Source organism: Microbacterium sp. C448 (genome assembly GCF_000582705.2).
GTDB classification, from domain to species: domain Bacteria; phylum Actinomycetota; class Actinomycetes; order Actinomycetales; family Microbacteriaceae; genus Microbacterium; species Microbacterium lacus_A.
This window is the reverse complement of record NZ_HG779584.1, coordinates 1-15,080: the sequence shown is the minus strand read 5'-3', so window position 1 is coordinate 15,080 and position 15,080 is coordinate 1. Positions and strand designations below refer to the sequence as shown.

At 67.8% G+C, this 15,080-nt stretch carries 15 protein-coding genes and 1 pseudogene; 5 read left to right on the top strand and 11 right to left on the bottom strand.

Going from position 1 to position 15,080, the window contains the following annotated elements; genetic code table 11:
• A partial coding sequence (locus MIC448_RS00335) for a hypothetical protein (RefSeq protein ID WP_036294270.1) occupies positions 1-808 on the top strand: 808 nt, incomplete at its 5' end.
• A gap of 107 nt (positions 809-915) precedes the next feature.
• Here MIC448_RS00335 and rplI read toward each other — a convergent pair.
• From rplI to rpsF, 4 genes are read right to left on the bottom strand one after another with little or no spacing between them, the layout of a single operon-like run.
• Positions 916-1,368 (bottom strand): 50S ribosomal protein L9, encoded by a 453-nt coding sequence (gene rplI, locus MIC448_RS00330; RefSeq protein WP_036294267.1) that lies wholly within the window; start codon positions 1,366-1,368, stop codon positions 916-918.
• A gap of 8 nt (positions 1,369-1,376) precedes the next feature.
• Entirely contained in the window at positions 1,377-1,631 is a 255-nt protein-coding gene (gene rpsR / locus MIC448_RS00325; RefSeq protein ID WP_036294263.1) for a 30S ribosomal protein S18, read from the bottom strand.
• Positions 1,632-1,685: 54 nt separating this feature from the next.
• Positions 1,686-2,198, bottom strand: a complete 513-nt coding sequence (locus MIC448_RS00320; protein ID WP_036294260.1) for a single-stranded DNA-binding protein — start codon at positions 2,196-2,198, stop codon at positions 1,686-1,688.
• Between the two features lie 5 nt (positions 2,199-2,203).
• Positions 2,204-2,584: a 30S ribosomal protein S6 gene (rpsF, locus tag MIC448_RS00315; protein ID WP_036294257.1), complete on the bottom strand. Its 381-nt coding sequence runs from the start codon at positions 2,582-2,584 to the stop codon at positions 2,204-2,206.
• Positions 2,585-2,879: 295 nt separating this feature from the next.
• On the opposite strand from rpsF, the gene MIC448_RS00310 reads away from it, so the two are divergent.
• A complete protein-coding gene (locus MIC448_RS00310; RefSeq protein ID WP_036294253.1) occupies positions 2,880-3,896 on the top strand; it encodes a hypothetical protein in 1,017 nt (338 codons plus the stop codon).
• Positions 3,893-5,041, top strand: coding sequence for a hypothetical protein (locus MIC448_RS00305; protein WP_036294249.1), 1,149 nt, complete (start codon positions 3,893-3,895; stop codon positions 5,039-5,041). Before MIC448_RS00310 ends, MIC448_RS00305 begins: the two co-directional genes overlap by 4 nt.
• Before the next feature lie 21 nt (positions 5,042-5,062).
• Here the strand turns inward: MIC448_RS00305 and MIC448_RS00300 are convergent, their stop codons facing one another.
• The 5 genes from MIC448_RS00300 to MIC448_RS00280 all read right to left on the bottom strand — a co-directional run bounded on the left by MIC448_RS00300 (position 5,063) and on the right by MIC448_RS00280 (position 9,555).
• Complete coding sequence (locus MIC448_RS00300) at positions 5,063-5,509, bottom strand: cupin domain-containing protein (protein ID WP_036294246.1); 447 nt, start codon at positions 5,507-5,509, stop codon at positions 5,063-5,065.
• Positions 5,510-5,569: 60 nt separating this feature from the next.
• Positions 5,570-5,905 (bottom strand): DUF779 domain-containing protein, encoded by a 336-nt coding sequence (locus MIC448_RS00295; RefSeq protein ID WP_100814762.1) that lies wholly within the window; start codon positions 5,903-5,905, stop codon positions 5,570-5,572.
• Between the two features lie 174 nt (positions 5,906-6,079).
• Positions 6,080-7,627 (bottom strand): aldehyde dehydrogenase family protein, encoded by a 1,548-nt coding sequence (locus tag MIC448_RS00290; RefSeq protein ID WP_036294279.1) that lies wholly within the window; start codon positions 7,625-7,627, stop codon positions 6,080-6,082.
• 189 nt (positions 7,628-7,816) lie between these two features.
• The gene (locus tag MIC448_RS00285; protein WP_036294276.1) at positions 7,817-9,157 is read right to left on the bottom strand and encodes a GAF domain-containing protein; all 1,341 of its coding nucleotides are present in this window, start codon (positions 9,155-9,157) and stop codon (positions 7,817-7,819) included.
• A gap of 56 nt (positions 9,158-9,213) precedes the next feature.
• The gene (locus MIC448_RS00280) at positions 9,214-9,555 is read right to left on the bottom strand and encodes a helix-turn-helix domain-containing protein (RefSeq protein ID WP_036294240.1); all 342 of its coding nucleotides are present in this window, start codon (positions 9,553-9,555) and stop codon (positions 9,214-9,216) included.
• Between the two features lie 79 nt (positions 9,556-9,634).
• Here MIC448_RS00280 and MIC448_RS00275 point away from each other — a divergent pair, with 79 nt between their 5' ends.
• Complete coding sequence (locus tag MIC448_RS00275; protein WP_036294237.1) at positions 9,635-10,294, top strand: FMN-dependent NADH-azoreductase; 660 nt, start codon at positions 9,635-9,637, stop codon at positions 10,292-10,294.
• Positions 10,295-10,453: 159 nt separating this feature from the next.
• Here the strand turns inward: MIC448_RS00275 and MIC448_RS00270 are convergent, their stop codons facing one another.
• Together MIC448_RS00270 and MIC448_RS00265 are read right to left on the bottom strand one after the other, a co-directional pair.
• Positions 10,454-11,881: a CCA tRNA nucleotidyltransferase gene (locus MIC448_RS00270; protein WP_036294234.1), complete on the bottom strand. Its 1,428-nt coding sequence runs from the start codon at positions 11,879-11,881 to the stop codon at positions 10,454-10,456.
• Between the two features lie 31 nt (positions 11,882-11,912).
• Positions 11,913-13,460 carry a class I SAM-dependent methyltransferase gene (locus MIC448_RS00265; protein ID WP_036294231.1) on the bottom strand — a complete coding sequence of 516 codons (1,548 nt, stop codon included), beginning with the start codon at positions 13,458-13,460 and terminating at the stop codon, positions 11,913-11,915.
• Positions 13,461-13,575: 115 nt separating this feature from the next.
• Between MIC448_RS00265 and MIC448_RS00260 the strand changes: the two are divergent.
• Positions 13,576-15,080 (top strand): annotated as a pseudogene (locus MIC448_RS00260) (hypothetical protein); the annotation flags it as partial.

Below are 15,080 nucleotides of genomic sequence, written 5' to 3'. Positions count from 1 at the left end.
GGTCCTCGGCGACAGCCAGTCGACCGACGCCGGCACCACGAACGGTAACTCGAGCACCGGAACCGGAACGGACGCAAGCACCACGGGCGACGACGGCATCGCCGGCGGCACCCAGGTGATCGCGCCCAGCGGCGCACCCGTCACCGCGGGCGGCAACGCCATCTCCGTCATCGGCGACAGCCAGTCGACCGACGCCGGAACCACGAACAGTACCTCGAGCGGCGGAACCGGAACCGACGCAAGCACCACGGGCGACGACGGCATCGCCGGCGGCACCCAGGTGATCGCGCCCAGCGGCGCACCCGTCACCGCGGGCGGCAACGCCATCTCCGTCATCGGTGACAGCGAGTCGACCGGATCCATGGTCGCCACCCCGGCGGCGGGAGGAACCGACGGCCCGACGACGGGCGGCACCGAGGGAATCCTCGGCGGCAGCCAGATCGTCGCTCCGATCGACCTGCCTCTGACGCTCGGCGGTAACGCGATCTCGGTCGTGGGCGACAGCACCACCACGGGCCCGACCGGTCCGGTCGTTCCGACGGACCCGACCGACCCCACGGACCCGACCGATCCGACCGATCCCGGCACCCCGGGTACGGAAGAGCCCGGCGATGGAACGTCCAGTACGGGCGTCACCACGGTCGGCTTCACCGCGAGCATCGGTGCGGCCCCCGCGGCCCTGTCGGTCTCGGCGCTGGCTCTGACGGGTTCCACGACAAGCGGTCTGTGGATCGCCCTGCTCGCGCTCATCACGGGCGCGGCGCTCGCGGGTACTGCGGCGCTCCGCCGTCGCACCGCGCGGGTCTGACCGTGTGGGCGTGTGACCGGGGGGTACGCGCCCACACAAAAGACGGATGCCGCGGAACCGACCCGAGAGGGCTGGTTCCGCGGCATCCGTTCCCGCGCGTTGCGGTACTACTTGGCAGCAACCACCTGGAGGGTGATCACGGCGGTGAGGTCGTCACGCAGGCGAACGGTCGCCTCGTGCTCACCCACCGACTTGATCGCCGAGGTGATCTGGATCTTGCGCTTGTCGAGGTCACCGAGTCCGGCGGCCTTGACGGCGTCCGCGATGTCACCGGTCTTGACCGAACCGAACAGGCGCCCTTCGGCACCCGCCTTGACGGCCAGGCGCACCTTGGCGCCCTCGAGGGCGTCCTTCAGGGCGACAGCGGACTCGTGGTCGTGGATCGCGCGCGACTCGCGGGCGGCCCGGATGGACGCGACCTGCTTTTCGCCACCGCGGCTCCAGGCCACGGCGAATCCCTGGGGGATGAGGAAGTTCCGGGCGTACCCGGCCTTGACGTCAACGATGTCACCGGCGCTACCGAGCCCGGCGACCTCGTTCGTGAGAATCAGCTTCGACATGGTGCTCCCTACCGACCCGCGCCAGCGTAGGGCAGGAGCGCCATTTCGCGCGCGTTCTTGATCGCGGTGGCGATCAGACGCTGCTCCTGCACCGAAACACCGGTGATACGACGGGCGCGGATCTTGCCGCGCTCCGAGATGAACTTGCGAAGCGTGGGGACATCCTTGTAGTCAATGATGCCAACGCGAATCGCCTTGGCGGGAGCAACAACTTTCCCGCCCTTACGAGGCTTGCGGCGGTCGCCGCTCGACTTTCCAGCCATAAGTGGTCTTCCTTGGTTGTGGTGGGATGCCTGGGCCACAGGCATCCGAAATGCTTAGAAGGGGGTGTCGTCGCCGTAAGCGCCGGGGGCGCTCCAGGCTTCTCCACCGGCGTTGCCGGTGCCAGCAGACGAAGAGGCGGAAGGCGTCGCCCAGGGCTCCTCAGCAACCTGCTGACGACCCTGACCGCCTCCGCCGCCACCGCTTGCGGCACGCGTGACCTGAGCGGTCGCGTAACGCAGCGAGGGGCCGATCTCGTCGACCTCGAGTTCGATCGAGGTGCGCTTCTCGCCCTCGCGCGTCTCGTACGAACGCTGCTTCAGGCGGCCGGTCGCCATGACCCGCATACCCTTCGTCAGCGAACCCGCGACGTGCTCGGCGAACTCGCGCCAGACCGACGCGCGAAGGAACAGCGCTTCGCCGTCCTTCCACTCGTTGGAGGCACGGTCGAAGTTGCGCGGCGTCGACGCGATCGTGAAGTTCGCGACGGGGAGCCCGCTCTGCGTGTAACGCAGCTCGGGATCGGCCGTGAGGTTACCCACGACGGTGATGATCGTCTCGCCGGCCATCGCGGTTACGCGTCCTTCTTGGCCTTGGCGGGTGCGGCAGCCTTGCGGGCGGCCTTCTCTTCAGCGCGCTTCTTCTCGGCCTCGACCTGAGCAAAGCCCTCTTCCGCACGCAGCACCTTGGTGCGCATGACGGCTTCGGACAGCTTCAGCTGACGGTCGAGCTCCTGAGTTGCGGCGCTGGTGGCCGTGAAGTTGACGACGGCGTAGATGCCTTCGTTCTTCTTCTGGATCTCATAAGCGAGACGGCGGCGACCCCAGATGTCGACGTTGTCGATCGAGCCACCATCGTTTGTGATGACCTTCAGGAACTTGTCGAGGCTCGGGGCGACCGTGCGCTCGTCGATCTCGGGATCGAGGATGACCATGAGTTCGTACTGGTGCGTCACTAACCCACCTCCTTCGGACTAGAACGGCTGCCGAGCATCTCTCGACAGCAGGAGGGTGTGTGCATGTCGTCACGGTTTCGCGGACGGGCCGCGGCCGGACAACCTTCGTAGTCTAGCGGATGCGTGGCGTCGGGCCCAATTGTGGTCGGTCGGGGCCCATGCGCGAGACCGATGGCTCGGCCATCCGGACAACATTCCGGAACATTGAGCCGAATCGCCGGTTCCGCCGTCCGGAGAGCACCCGCCACACACATCTCTCCGGAGTGTTGTCCGGCGACGTGGGTAGCGTGGCCCTATGGACTGGATAGCGGACACTTCGCCGGGCGACTGGCTGCGCGACCGGCTCGACGCGACGTGGACGGGTGCCTCGAGCATGCACACCGTCGTACCTCGTGGCTTCCCGGCGTACGCACGGATCTTCCATCCCGCCTCCCGCTCCCGGCCGGTCGGGCAGCCGTGGCCGCCCCTTCCCTACGACGATCACGCCCGAGCGTGGGCGGCATTCGGCCGCTCGCAACCCCAGATCGACACCGAGAACGTCACTTGGGCGCAGACCGCGGCGACGTTCGGAACCCAGATGCATCCCGAGGCGCAGTGGAACCGCATCGTCGGCGCGCACGACCTCGAGCAGGGGTGGCAGCAGGTTCGCGGTCCCGAGGGTTGGCAGTACGACGCCCCGGGCGATGGACGGATGGACGTCGCACAGCTGGCCACGCTCGCGCGGCTGCTCGCCGCGGCGACCACAACCCCCCACCACGGCTATGCCGGCGTGTGGGAGGGCTACGGCGGTCTCGTCGGATTCATGGGCGAGACGCCGTCGCGCGCGGTCCTGACTTTTTCGGCGGATCCGACCGTGGACGACGCCGCATCGCTGCAGGACAGGCATCGGGCCATGCTCGAGGCGAGCACGCGCGACCCCTTCAACAACGTGTTCCGCAAACCCACGTGGCAGCCGGGCATCCTCTCGGATGAAATCTCCCGCGGCCCGCGTCTCGAGCTGCCGCAGCGCGCCTACGTGCTGTTCGCCGCGGGGGTGACGGCGTTCACGGATGCTTCATGGCCCGACCTCGCGCCCTGGGTAGGTCCCGACGAGGCGCATGCCTGGGCGCAGTCGCCGAACGTCCTGTGGCCCGCCGACCGCTCCTGGGCCGTCGTCAGCGAGATCGACTTCGACTCCACCGTCATCGCGGGGTCCGCCGAGCTGATCGCGGCGATCTTCGCTTCGCCCGGTCTCGAGGCACTTCCCCTTCGCGAGGGTGCCGACCTCACGTGGGACGGCGATTCGTGGAACGGCAACGAGGTGAACCGGTGAGTGGTGCCGGTCCCGCGACATCCGTTCCCTTCGACGCGCGTCCGCTGATCGAGCCTGCCCGCGCCGCTGACATCCGCGCTTTCACGACACGCCTACGTGCCGAGGGCCGTTTGGGGTCACCATTTTCGGGGACCCAGGGGGTGCAGCTCGTTCTGCTGATCGTGGTGGGCGGGGTTTTCGCCCTGGTGTTCCTGAGCATCTTCGGCACCATCGCCGGCGCGATGGTGACCAGCGGTTCGGTCGGGTGGCTGTTCGTCCTCCCTGTTCTGCTGGTGTTTGCCGCGATCGGAGCGATCGTCTGGCTCGTCGTCCGCTCCTTCTCCGGCGGTCGCGAGCGCTGGTACCGACTGGCTCGCTTCGCTGAAGCGAACGCGATGTCGTACGTCCCGGCTCTGGCGAGCCCCGGACTCCCCGGCATGATCTTCAGCCAGGGGCACTCGCGATCGGCGCGTGACCTCGTTCGCGGCGAGCAACCGCGCTTCGTGGAGTTCGCGAACTATCGCTACGTGACCGGGTCGGGGAAGAACCAGTCGACGCACAAGTGGGGGTACGTCGCGATAAAGCTCGATGTGCCGCTGCCGCATATCCTGCTCGACGCCGTCGGCAACAACGGCCTCTTCGGATCGAACCTGCCGACATCGTTCGATCGAGACCAGCGCCTGAGTCTCGAGGGCGACTTCGACAAGTACTTCTCGCTCTTCTGCCCGCGCGGTTACGAGCGCGACGCGCTTTACCTGTTCACGCCAGACATCATGGCGCGGTTCATCGACAACGCCGCCGAGCTCGATGTCGAGATCGTCGACGACTGGCTGTTCCTCTACGCAAAGCGCGACCTGTCGACCCTCGACCCCGCGACGTGGGCGTGGTTGTTCGCGACGGTCGGTGCGCTCTTGGAGAAGTTCGCGCAATGGTCGCGGTGGCGCGACGATCGACTGGCAGCGGATGCCTCGGCCCGCGCGGCCGGTGCCGTTGGAGCGGGGTTCGTTGCGGGCGGCGTTGCCGATCCGTTCGCCGCAGCGCCGGACCTCCGGCCACCTCCCGGTGTCGCACCCGAGGGCCGACGCTTGAAGCGAAGGGTTTCGGTGCTCGGCATCATCGCGGTCGTCGTGTTCGTGGCGGTCTGGGTGGTCACGATCTTCTTCTGACCGACGGTCGAACCTCGAGAGTTACTCGGCGAGCCGCCAGTCGTCGAAGCTGAAACCCGGCGAGACGATGCAGGTCACCAGCACCTCCGCATCGCCGGCGAGGCGTGACGTCTGCCAGACGCCAGCGGGAACGATGCCCTGTGCGACGTGTCCGCCAGCGTGGTCGGGTCCCAACACGATGGACTCGCCCTCGCCCGGCCCATCACCCGCGCCGCCGAGCCGCAGTTCGAGCGTGCCCGGCCCGTGCCAGAGCCAGATCTCGTCGCTCGCGACGACGTGCCAGGCGCTTTCTTCGCCGGGCGTCAGCAGGTAGTGGATGCAGGTCGCCGCCGGTCGCTCGCCGCCCGGGGTCTCGACCGCCACACCGGACGCCCACGTGCGCCGGAACCATCCGCCCTCCGGGTGCGGCGCGAGGTCGAACCGTCGCGCAGTCTCGGGGCGCTGGTCGGGGTTCCCACTCTCGCTCATCGCTGCACTCCTGCTCTGTCCCGGAATACGCCGACTCCGGATGCTTCGAGCGCGGCGTGTCTAGCGCAGATCGAAGTATTGCAGCTCCGGCTCGGTGAGCATCCGCGACCGGATCAGGAACCGCATCCCGGTCGGACCTTCGACGCTGAACCCGGCGCCCCGGCCGGGCACGATGTCGATCGTGAGGTGCGTGTACTTCCAGTACTCGAACTGCGACTCCGACATGTAGATCTCGACGGGGTCATCAAGCCCGACGTCGATCGCGCCGAGCAGCACGTCTGAGGGCCCGGTGATGAACATGCCGACGGGGTAGCACATGGGTGCGCTACCGTCGCAGCATCCGCCGGACTGATGGAACATCAGCGGCCCATGCTGCAGGGTCAACTGCCGCACCATGGTGGCCGCGGCATCCGTCACCGCCACGCGTTCGTTCGTCTCGGTACTCACGCCCTCGCTCCCTTCACCCTGTCACCGGCGCCATGTCCCACATCCTTCGTATCGTGTCCCACTTCCACTCGGAATGAAGCGTCCATAGCGAGTGAAAGTGGGACACAGAAGGGAGGAGGTGACTTAGAAGAAGCCCATCGGGCCTTCGGCGTACGACACCAGCAGGTTCTTCGTCTGCTGGTAGTGGTCGAGCATCTTCAGGTGGTTCTCGCGGCCGATGCCGGATTGCTTGTACCCGCCGAACGCCGCGTGCGCGGGGTACTGGTGGTACGTGTTAGTCCAGACGCGACCAGCCTCGATCGCCCGGCCCGCCCGGTACGCGATGTCACCCGAGCGGCTCCACACCCCGGCGCCCAGACCGTAGAGGGTGTCGTTGGCGATGTCGATTGCGCCGTCGAAGTCGTCGAACGACGTGACCGAGACGACCGGTCCGAAGATCTCTTCCTGGAAGATCCGCATGTCGTTCGTGCCCTCGAACACCGTCGGCTGCACGTAGAAGCCGTCCGACAGGTCACCGCCGAGGTCGACGCGCTCGCCACCCGTGAGCAGCTTTGCGCCACCGGCCTTGCCGATGTCGATGTAGCTCAGGATCTTCTCAAGCTGGTCATTGGATGCCTGGGCCCCGAGCATCGTCGCCGGGTCGAGCGGGTTGCCCTGCACGATCTTGCCGACGCGCTCGAGGCCGTCGCTCAGGAACCCGTCGTAGATCGACCGCTGGATCAACGCGCGGGAGGGACACGTGCAGACCTCGCCGCCGTTCAGGGCGAAGAAGGTGAAGCCCTCGAGTGCCTTGTCGTAATAGTCGTCCTTCTGGCGGGCGACGTCTTCGAAGAATACGTTTGCGCTCTTGCCCCCGAGCTCGAGGGTCACCGGGATCAGGTTCTGCGACGCGTACTGCATGATCAGGCGCCCGGTCGTGGTCTCGCCCGTGAACGCGACCTTGCGGATGCGCTTGTGCTGAGCGAGCGGAGCGCCGGCCTCGATGCCGAACCCGTTGACGATGTTGACGACACCGGCGGGAAGCAGGTCTCCGATGATGTCGAACAGGAACAGGATCGACGCCGGGGTCTGCTCCGCGGGCTTCAGCACGACGCAGTTGCCGGCCGCGAGCGCGGGGGCGAGCTTCCACGTCGCCATCAGGATCGGGAAGTTCCACGGAATGATCTGCGCGACCACACCGAGCGGTTCGTTGAAGTGGTAAGCAACGGTGTCTTCGTCGATCTGGCTGAGCGAGCCCTCCTGGGCCCGAAGCACGCCGGCGAAGTAGCGGAAGTGGTCGACGACCAAAGGGATGTCGGCGGCCAAGGTTTCACGCACGGGCTTGCCGTTATCCCAGGTCTCGGCGACGGCGATCATCTCGAGGTTCTGCTCGATGCGATCCGCGATCTTGTTGAGGATGTTCGCGCGCTCGGCGGGCGTCGTCTTCTTCCAGGACTCGAACGCCTGCCACGCGACATCCACCGCGCGATCGATGTCTTCGACCGTGCCGCGGCCGACCTCGCAGAACGGCTTGCCGTTGACCGGGCTCAGGTTCTCGAAGTACTGGCCTTTCACGGGCTCGACGAACTCGCCCCCGATGTAGTGGCCATAGCGGCTGCGATATTCGGCGAGCGCCCCGCGCTGACCGGGGGCTGCGTAGACGCTCGAGACGCGCTCTTCGACGATGGTCATGTCTGTCTCCTTCGACGTGTCATGAGTGAACGGCATGCGCTGCCGCGATCTGCGTCGACGGTAGGCCGCGCAACGTTGCATCCCGTTGCGCCCCTGCGTTTCGTCTCCTCGCCGCGCTCGTCGCTCAGCGAGCGACCCCCACGCCCGGTCGTTGAGCGAGCCGCAGGCGAGACGAAACGACGCCCCGCGTCAGTCCTCGAGCCGCGCGATCCGCGCGACGAGCCCCGCCCGCCGGGGGGAGCGCGCCGGCAGCAGACTCAGGCACAGCCGCAGCACCTCGACGTCTTCGGTAGCGTCCTCGGTATCGGCATAGGCCAGCAGAACGTCGACGGATGCCTCGGCGATCAAGGCCTCGCGCAGCGCCTGGCGAACGCTCTCCCGCACCCTCTCCACCCCGGGCGCGACGGAGTCGGGCAGCACCGCGCCCCGATACGCGGCGAGCGCGACCCGATGCGCGCCGCGGTCGAGCAGCGACAGCACGTGTTGGGCATCCGTCTCGAGCTCGGGTCCGAGCCGGTAGGGCCGGGATGCCGGGACCAGGTGGGGAGCCGTGCGCTCCAGCGCCTTCCGCAGGCGCACCAACTCTGGGCGCAGAGTCTCGGCCGACGCGCTTTCGCCGTAGACCAGCTCGGCGAGGCCGTCTGCCGACAGGCCCTGCCGATGCGTCGCGAGCATCAACAAGATTTCGGCGTGCCGAGCGCTGAGCTCCGTCATGCGATCCGATCCTTCGCCCGCGATCTCGAGCAACGCCCGGTCCCGTCCGAGTACCCGCAGCGTCGAGCGCGCGACCTCGGGGCGCGGAGCGCGGCGTCGCGGCCGACGCGATTCGGCAACGCGCGGGGGAGTGGCCGCCCGAGCACGCAGCCGTGCAACGAGCAGCTCACCCTCGACCGCGCGCGCCGTCGCATCGACCAGAAGCTGTGCCTGCGGAGTCACCGCACTCGAGCCGCCCGTGACATCGATGACGCCCAGGATGCGCCGGGTTTCGGGATCGTGCACGGGCGCCGCCGTGCAACTCCACGGCTGAACGAGGCGGTTGTAGTGCTCGGCGCCGCGGATCTGGACGGATCGATCCAGTGCCAGGGCCGTCCCCGGCGCGGCGGTGCCGACCGCCGACTCGGACCAGTTCGTACCCGCGACGAATCCCATCTCTCCCGTCAACGCGCGCACGTTGCGATCACCCTCGACCCACAACAGACGCCCGGCGGCATCACCCACGGCAACGGCAACTCCCGATTCGGCTGCATCGCCGGGCAACAGGAGCGCGCGGATCATCTCGAGCACGTCCGCGAGTGGATGCGTCCGGCGGTACTCCTCGAGCTCGGTCGGTGAGAGCGCGACCGAAGGGAGCGCTTCGGCCCCCACGAGGCCGGCGAGAGAGCGCCGCCAGGACTCGCGCACGAGAGGGCGAACGTCGAGCAAGCGCTGGTCGGCGGAGTTCCCGTGCACCAACTCGTCGTGAGCACGCTCGATCAGCAGGCGCGACGTCTCGGGCGAGACCTCGCGCCGAGACGACCACGGCGACGACATGCGGACCCCATCTGCGTTGACGGTCCGCACAGGCTACCGCGCACGTCGGGGCGTGCCTAGGCCGTCGGCTGCTCCGCGAGGTTGCCCGAAGCCCATCGACCCAGCTGATCGAGGATCGGCAACAACCGTTCACCGCTGTCGCTCAACGCGTATGCAACGGCTGTGGGTGGACCGGGGGTGACCGTGCGGACGACGAGTCCCGCCTCAGCCAGTCCCGCGAGACGCTCCGACAGAACGGCGTCGCTGATCCCCGGCACCGCACGCCGCAGGGCTCCGAATGTCGAGGCGCCACTTCCCAGGGCCGAAACGATCATCCCGTTCCACCGCTTACCCAGCACCGAGAACGCGAGGGTCACGGCTGCATCGCAGACATGAAGCTCGTGTTCGGAATCCGTCATGAATTCATCGTACGGGTGCTACAGTCTCCGGAGTCGCTCTGTTTTTACGAGTAACTTCGAAATCCAGATTGGACATCACATGACCACCCTGTTCCGCCTCGACGCCAGCATCCTCCCCACCACCTCTTCGAGCCGCGAACTCGCCGACCTCGTGGAGAAAGAGTGGCTCTCAACGCACCCGACGTCCACCGTCGTCCGTCGCGACCTGTCCGTGGAGCCGATTCCGGCGACCGCGTGGGCAGACGCCGTCACCTCGAACTTCACTCCCGAGGCAGAACGCACCGACGGCCAGCGCGCAGCACGCGCCCTCTCGACCCAGCTCGCCGACGAACTCGTCGACGCCGACGCACTTCTCTTCGCCGTCCCGCTCTACAACTACGGGGTGTCGCAGCACTTCAAGACGTGGTTCGACCTGGCGTACACCGATCCCCGCATCGACCCGCAGGGCACCGCGCTGCACGGCAAGCCCGCGACCCTCGTGACGGTCCTCGGCGGCAACTACGCACCGGGCACGCCGAAAGAGGGCTGGGACCATTCCACGTCGTGGCTGCGTCGTGTCCTCGCGGATGTCTGGGGCCTGGATCTTCGGGTCGTCGAGCGTCCCTTCACGCTCGTGGGCGTGAACCCGGCCCTCGATGCGTTCGCCGAGGTTGCCGCCGATCTGAAGCAGACGGCCGAGACCCACGCCGTGCGGTCCGGACGCGAGATCGCGGAACTCACCGCATCCGCCTCGAGCTGAGTGAGCAGCGCTCACCCTGTGGGGCAGGTTCGGTGCTGTGGGGCACGGCAGAACCTGCCCCACAGCACGTAACCTGCCCCACTTCCCGTCCAGCTCACCGAGTGAGATCGACCGGGTGGATCGATACAGGACGATAGGCGAGCGAGCCCTACGCACGCCTCAGGACCGAGCGGCCCACCACGCGCGCAGTCGCGCCTCGGCCTCGGCCTCGCCGAGGATCCCCTCGTCGAGGCGCAGGTCGAGGAGGAAGCGGTACGCGTCGCCCACCTCGCGTCCCGGAGAAATCCCAAGGACCTCTTGAATGCGGTTGCCGTCGAGCTCGGGGCGGATCGACTGCAACTCTTCTTCGGCCTCGAGCACAGCGATCCGCCGCTCCAGATCGTCGTACGCCGTGCGCAGCCGCGTCGCCTTGCGCTTGTTGCGCGTCGTGACATCGGCGCGGGTGAGGATGTGCAGGCGCTCGAGCTGATCACCGGCATCGCGAACGTAGCGCCGCACGGCCGAGTCGGTCCAGGCGCCCCCCGAATACCCGAAGAAGCGCAGATGCTGATCCACCAAGTGGCTGACGGCGGTGACCGTGTCCGAATCGAACCGCAGAGCTTGCAGCCGCTTGCGTGCCAGACGCGCCCCGACCGCATCGTGATGGTGGAACGTCACACCGCCGCCCGACTCGAGCTTGCGCGTCGCGGGCTTTCCGATGTCGTGCAGCAGAGCGGCAAGGCGGAGCGCGACATCCGGATCCGCACCCGGGTGTCGCTCACCCTCGAGGTCGATCGCCTGCTTCAGCACGGTCAGCGAGTGCTCGTATACGTCCTTGTGGTGGTGATGTTCGTCCACCTCGAGCCGCAGCGCCGGCAGCTCGGGAAGGAAAACGCCCGCGAGTCCCGTTTCGACGAGAAGACGGATGCCTCGCACCGGATCCCTCGTCTGCAGCATCCGCACGAGTTCGGCCTGAATACGCTCCGGACTGACGATCGAGAGGGTGTCTCGCATCGCGGTGATCGCCTCGATCGCGTCGTCGGCGACGATGAAGCCCAATTGAGCCGCGAACCGGGCCGCCCGAAGCATCCGGAGCGGATCGTCGCCGAAGCTGACGGCCGGGGCGACGGGAGTGCGCAGCACCTGATCGAGAAGATCTTCGACGCCCGACGTCGGATCGACCAGCTGCGGGCCGGGAACCCGCAGCGCCATCGCGTTGACCGTAAAGTCCCGGCGCAGCAGGTCGTCCTCGAGTCTGTCCCCGAACTCGACGACCGGCTTGCGGGTCTCTCCGTCGTACTCGTCGGCGCGGTACGTGGTGATCTCGACCTGCTCGCCACGCACGCGGGCGCCGATCGTGCCGAACGCGCGGCCGATGTCCCACTGCGCCGTGCTGATCGGCTTGACGATGCGCAGGATGTCATCCGGTCGCGCATTCGTCGTGAAGTCGAGGTCGTGCGTGGGTCGATCGAGCAACGCATCGCGCACCGGCCCGCCCACGATCGCGAGCTCGAACCCGGCGCGCTCGAATGCGACGGACAACTCGGCCACAACGGGCGACGCCGCAAGACTCGCGAGTCGGCCGAGGCCCTCGGCCATACTCACCATGTCAACCAGCCTACCGAGGCGGGTCGGACACCTACGCGGACGGCGATGCCTCGCCCCCCGCGAAGGTCAAGAACCCGTCATCGAGCAGGCCTCGAACACGGGGGAGGAGATCCGAGAGGAGTGCGTCGGGGTCCACCTCGAGCAACTCCGCGATCGCCGCGATCAAACGTCCCACGGGCAGGTCACCATCGCTCGCACCCACGAGCGCGGCCAGAGCCGGGTCGACGGCGAGGGTGCGGCCGAAGCCTCCGCCCTGACGCAGCTCGATCACGCTCGGATCCTCCGCCCCGGGCAGGTAGTGGCGCGCTTCGGTGACATCCCCGGCAACCAGCAGTACCGCTTCCGCGAGCTCGGCATCGCTCAGCCGAGCCTGGCGGTCGTGTGCGCGCAGGCTCTCGGCAAGATGCATTCCCAGAGCGGCATTCGGCCCAATCGCACCCTCGACCCGTTCGAATCGTAAGAGGGCAGGGCTACCTTCGGTCCTCCGGCGCAGCAGGATGTATCCGAAGCCGACCTCGCGCACGCCACGCGCCTCGAAGTCGTCCAACCACGCCGCGAGCATCGTTTCGAACTCGTCCGTGCCGGGGACGGTGCCGCCATCGCGGATCCAGAGCTCGGCGTACGCGATCGGATCCATCCGGTCTCGTTCAATCACCCAGGCATCCAGGGGCACAGGAGATGCCGCGATCCAGTCGCGCACGCGATGCAGTCCGTCCTCTCCGTCGACGTACTCCCAGTTACCGAGCAGCTGCGCGATACCTCCGGGTACGAGGTGGACTCCGGCCCCCATGACGATGTGACAGACGAGCGCATCGCCCGTCAGGCCACCATCGCGGTACTCGTAGGCGGGAACGTCTGCGCCCCGCGGCGTGATCACGAAAGGAGGATTCGACACGATTCGGTCGAAGACCTCACCCTGTACCGGGTCGAAGAGACTGCCCCGCAGGGTGCGGATACCGTCCACGGCGTTGAGCTGTGCGTTCAGGCGGGTGAACCGCAGGGCGGCCTCCGAGATGTCCGTTGCCGTGACATCGGGACTGTCGCGGCGCGCGCGCAACGACTGAATGCCGCAACCGGAACCTAGGTCGAGCACGCGAGCGGCGGATGTCGGGAGCTGCAGCCCCGCGAGCGTCAGGGAAGCCCCTCCCACGCCGAGGACGTGGTCCTCCGGGAGAGGTCCCGGGCGCACGGACTCGTCGATATCGCTCGCTATCCACCATTCGCCCGCACCGTGCTCATCGACGTATGCCTGCGGCCGTATCATCACCGACGGCGTGACCGACCCCGAACTCATTCGGACGAGGCCGAGCCTCTCGGCACCGCCGATAGTGACGTTCGACAGCGCCGCGCTCGCCTCGGATTCACGGACCGGGCTCCCCAGGAAGAAGAGCCGCGCAAGAACGGCGACCGCCGAGTCCGTCGCGGCTGCCTCTCGTCGAGCCGGAAGCGCGCGGCCGCGCCCGATCGCTTCGTCCGCCGCGACACCCCAGAGCGCACGCAATCGCGCACCGGTGTAGCCGGCCGCGGCCAGGTCGTCGGCGAGCGCGCGCGCCAGAGCCGGATCGGGTTCGGGGATCATCCCCCCATTCAACCGTGCCTCTTGAAGAACTACGCCGCCGATGGTCACTGAACCCCGCTGCCGCACGGCGATGCACCGGTGACGCGAAGGCGTGCGCCGTAGAATCGGGCCGAATGTGCGAACTCTCGCACTCGATGACAACCCCGGACACACCGTGAAGCACCTCTTCTTCGGCTCCGGCGTGCGGCGCGGCTCCGCGCCCGGAGGGCTCGGCGTGCGGCGAGACACGATCCACAGCCGTCTCGGCGCCGGAACCATGAGCACAGCCAGGCGCAGAGTCGTCGAGCGCCTACGCGGCACGGCCGCCCTCCTCGCGGTCACCACCACCCTCGTTCTCGCCGGCGCCACGGGAGCTGTCGCATCGCCCAGTCCGACACCGACGCCCACACCGGCCGAGCCGACCCTCGTTCTCGCACCGCTCGCCCACGGTGTCGTGGCGGCCGGCGCAGCGCTGACGTCCACGATCGAGGTTTCCAATCCGACCTCGACGGATCTCGCGCCGACATCGCTCACGGTCGAGCTCAGTGACAGCCCGCTCACCACGAGCCCCGAGCTGGACGAGTGGATCGACAACGGTGAACTCGCGACCGAGGCATCCGTGATCGATCGCCCCGCCGTGCCCGCGATCGTCGCGGGCGACAGCGAGATCGTCGTGTCCACGGTTGCCGTCGAGGCATTGGCAGGACGAACTCCCGGTGTATATGCGCTGTCGGCTACCTACGGTGGAGACGTCGTCTCGCGAAGTGCCATCGTGCTGCAGGGCGACACCCCGACGGCCGCCGCAATCGGCGTGATCGTGGCGGTGACGGCCGGCCCACAGACGGACGGACTGCTCTCCGCGGAAGACCTCACGACACTCACGGGCACAGATGGTCGCCTCACCGACATCCTGGCCGGCGTCGCCGGGACCTCAGCGATCCTTGCTGTCGACCCCGCCTTGCTCGCATCGATCCGCGTTCTGGGGGATTCTGCGCCCGCCAGCGCTCTCGCGTGGCTGGATCGGCTCGCAGCCCTCCCGAATGAGCGCTTCGCCCTGCAGTTCGGCGACGCGGATGTCTCGGTCCAGGCCGATGCGGGACTCACCACCCTGCTCGAGCCCACGAGCCTGGACTACGCCATGTCCGAGGATGACTTCGTGAATGCGACGCCGACCCCGAGTCCGAACCCCTCGGCAACTGCGGACGCCCAGACCGACGAGGGCGGTGACACAGACACAGACACCGTTCCGTTGCCCGACCTCGACGAACTTCGCGCCGTACCCGGGGCACGGGCCGCCATGTATTGGCCCGCGCAGGGCCGCGCCGACGCGAATGCCGTGAACGTGCTGGCACAACAGCCCTCGGCAACGGGCTCTCCGGCGACCACCCTGCTCAGCTCTGCAGAAACCGAGCGGTCCGAGGCCCGCGCCGCCGCTTCGTCCGCCGAGGGTGCACCCCTGCTCGTGTACGAAGCCGGTTCATCGAGCGCGATACGAGCAACCGCCGCCGCAACGGAGGGCAGCGCCCAGGCCGCGTCCGCCCTCATATCCGCACAGATTGCGCTCGAGGCGTCGAGCCCGAGCGGTCCCCTGTTGGTCACGACAGAGCGGATGGCTGAGGTCAGCGCCATATCGCTCCGCGC

What these genes read in the sequence shown, in the direction of transcription:
- rplI (WP_036294267.1), bottom strand. Translation starts at nt 1,368, where the DNA reads ATGTCGAAGCTGATTCTCACGAACGAGGTCGCCGGGCTCGGTAGCGCC.
- rpsR (WP_036294263.1), bottom strand. Translation starts at nt 1,631, where the DNA reads ATGGCTGGAAAGTCGAGCGGCGACCGCCGCAAGCCTCGTAAGGGCGGG.
- MIC448_RS00320 (WP_036294260.1), bottom strand. Translation starts at nt 2,198, where the DNA reads ATGGCCGGCGAGACGATCATCACCGTCGTGGGTAACCTCACGGCCGAT.
- MIC448_RS00310 (WP_036294253.1), top strand. Translation starts at nt 2,880, where the DNA reads ATGGACTGGATAGCGGACACTTCGCCGGGCGACTGGCTGCGCGACCGG.
- MIC448_RS00300 (WP_036294246.1), bottom strand. Translation starts at nt 5,509, where the DNA reads ATGAGCGAGAGTGGGAACCCCGACCAGCGCCCCGAGACTGCGCGACGG.
- MIC448_RS00295 (WP_100814762.1), bottom strand. Translation starts at nt 5,905, where the DNA reads ATGGTGCGGCAGTTGACCCTGCAGCATGGGCCGCTGATGTTCCATCAG.
- MIC448_RS00290 (WP_036294279.1), bottom strand. Translation starts at nt 7,627, where the DNA reads ATGACCATCGTCGAAGAGCGCGTCTCGAGCGTCTACGCAGCCCCCGGT.
- MIC448_RS00285 (WP_036294276.1), bottom strand. Translation starts at nt 9,157, where the DNA reads ATGTCGTCGCCGTGGTCGTCTCGGCGCGAGGTCTCGCCCGAGACGTCG.
- MIC448_RS00280 (WP_036294240.1), bottom strand. Translation starts at nt 9,555, where the DNA reads ATGACGGATTCCGAACACGAGCTTCATGTCTGCGATGCAGCCGTGACC.
- MIC448_RS00275 (WP_036294237.1), top strand. Translation starts at nt 9,635, where the DNA reads ATGACCACCCTGTTCCGCCTCGACGCCAGCATCCTCCCCACCACCTCT.
- MIC448_RS00270 (WP_036294234.1), bottom strand. Translation starts at nt 11,881, where the DNA reads ATGGTGAGTATGGCCGAGGGCCTCGGCCGACTCGCGAGTCTTGCGGCG.
- MIC448_RS00265 (WP_036294231.1), bottom strand. Translation starts at nt 13,460, where the DNA reads ATGATCCCCGAACCCGATCCGGCTCTGGCGCGCGCGCTCGCCGACGAC.